The 2,083-nt window shown below is 43.3% G+C and carries 3 protein-coding genes; 2 read left to right on the forward strand and 1 reads right to left on the reverse strand.

Going from position 1 to position 2,083, the window contains the following annotated elements; translation table 11 throughout:
- Positions 1 to 350 (reverse strand): large conductance mechanosensitive channel protein MscL (gene mscL / locus K2Y18_08620; protein ID MBX9805797.1); only part of this gene is annotated, 350 nt, incomplete at its 3' end.
- Between the two features lie 490 nt (positions 351 to 840).
- On the opposite strand from mscL, the gene petA reads away from it, so the two are divergent.
- Together petA and K2Y18_08630 are read left to right on the forward strand one after the other, a co-directional pair.
- Complete coding sequence (gene petA, locus K2Y18_08625; GenBank protein ID MBX9805798.1) at positions 841 to 1,458, forward strand: ubiquinol-cytochrome c reductase iron-sulfur subunit; 618 nt, start codon at positions 841 to 843, stop codon at positions 1,456 to 1,458.
- Positions 1,458 to 2,083 (forward strand): cytochrome bc complex cytochrome b subunit (locus tag K2Y18_08630; GenBank protein MBX9805799.1); only part of this gene is annotated, 626 nt, incomplete at its 3' end. The genes petA and K2Y18_08630, both read left to right, overlap by 1 nt.

Below are 2,083 nucleotides of genomic sequence, written 5' to 3' on the forward strand. Positions count from 1 at the left end.
GGCGCTGCTTCAGCTTCCTTGTTACGTACTTTGTTGACTATGCGTACCATTTGAAAAATAATGAAGGCGAGAATGATGAAGTTGAGTGAGATGGTGAGAAAATTACCGTAGGCGAGTACCGCACCGGTTTTTTTAGCTTCGACTAAGGTCGTCGCGGTTTGTCCATTGAGCGCAATAAAATAGTTGGCAAAATCAAGGCCGCCAAAAATTTTCCCCACAATAGGCATCACGATATCGGCAACTAGTGAATCTACGATCTTGCCGAAGGCAGCACCGATGATGACACCCACCGCTAAGTCCATCACATTGCCTTTGACAGTGAATTCTTTAAATTCTTGCATCATGCCCATAAATCATCTCCAATAATTTTAATTAAAATAGTTTAAATAGTTTATTCAGCCCAAATTTTCCATTAGGCGCAGCTTTGATGCTATTTGCGCCTCATTCTCACAAAACTTGCCTCAAAAAGTGCATCCGTCATCATCTCAAATTCCAATGGAAATTCTAGGTTCAATCCGGAATCTTGCTTGATAGCGCACAAATAATAATGTGCGAGCATTATTTTGTGTTCTTGTTTTCGTGAACTTATGTAAAACTTTCATGCCAAATACTGTCTCCAGCTACACTTTTTGCAAATCTACTATTCTTTTGTAGTGCAAATCATATCTGAAAATATCGGAAAGTCAGCCGAAAACGTACTTCTACTGTGGCAATCAGGCATAAATTGACCTTTACAGCATCTTTTTCTTTATATCACCTCTCTGCTCCTTTATAATTTAAGGTTGCAAGAAGTGTGATATAGCTTCATCAAGTTTCGAAATTAGATAGATTGGGGTTTGTATGAGTATCGAAAAGCAAGTCGATCCGGGTCGTCGTGGCCTTTTGGTGGCGACCTGTGCCGCCGGTGGCGTGGCAGGTTTGACGACCGCAGGAGCACTGGTAAGTACTTTTGCGCCGTCAGAAAAGGCGAAAGCAGCCGGTAGTCCGGTGGAAGTGGATATTTCTAGTTTGCAACCTGGAAATTTATTGACAACAGAATGGCGTGGTAAGCCAGTGTGGATTTTAAAGCGTACGCCAGAAATGATGGCAAGCTTAAAAGGTTCCGAAAAGAAGCTGGCCGATCCTGATTCGAAGAACCATTACAATATGGCGATGCCGAGTTATTGCGAAAAGGCATCTCGTTCCCGTAAAGAGCACAGTGAGATTCTCGTTGCCTTGGGCGTATGTTCACATTTAGGTTGCTCACCTAACTCCAGATTTGAACACGGTGCTCAACCTTCTCTCCCTGAAGATTGGACTGGTGGATTCCTCTGCCCATGCCATGGTTCTACATTCGATCTAGCTGGCCGGGTATTTATGAATAAACCAGCACCACAAAATCTGGATGTGCCTCCGCACATGTACCTGTCAGATACAAAAATCATCATCGGCAAGGATGAGAAAGGCGAGGCTACTTAATCATGGCATTTGTTGAGAAAAAACTTCCGGATGACGCATCTGTCGTCGATAAATCCTTAAATTGGATAGATTCCCGTTTTCCGCTGACTAAATTGTGGAATGATCAATGGGGTCAGTACTACGCTCCTAAGAACTTTAATTTTTGGTATATCTTTGGCTCCTTAGCCATGTTGGTGTTGGTCATCCAGATTGTGACTGGAATCTTCCTAGTGATGCACTATAAGCCAGATGCTAATTTAGCTTTCGCTTCGGTGGAGTACATCATGCGCGAAGTGCCTTCAGGTTGGTTGGTGCGGTATATGCATTCAACTGGGGCGTCATGCTTTTTTATTATTGTTTATTTGCATATGACTCGTGCGCTTCTCTACGGTTCATATCGTAAGCCTCGTGAATTGATTTGGTTGTTTGGCTTTGGAATTTTCCTGTGCTTAATGGCTGAGGGCTTCTTTGGTTACCTCCTACCTTGGGGACAGATGTCCTATTGGGGTGCGCAGGTTATCGTTAATTTGTTTGGCTCGATTCCCTTTATTGGCTCAGATTTATCTTTATGGATACGTGGCGACTATGTCGTGTCTGACGCAACCTTGAACCGTTTCTTTTCCTTCCATGTCATTGCGATCCCTCT

The organism is Alphaproteobacteria bacterium (assembly GCA_019746225.1).
Lineage (GTDB): Bacteria > Pseudomonadota > Alphaproteobacteria > Paracaedibacterales > VGCI01 > VGCI01.

Excerpts from the sequence above, each read along its gene's own strand:
- petA (MBX9805798.1), top strand. The coding sequence starts at position 841 with ATGAGTATCGAAAAGCAAGTCGATCCGGGTCGTCGTGGCCTTTTGGTG.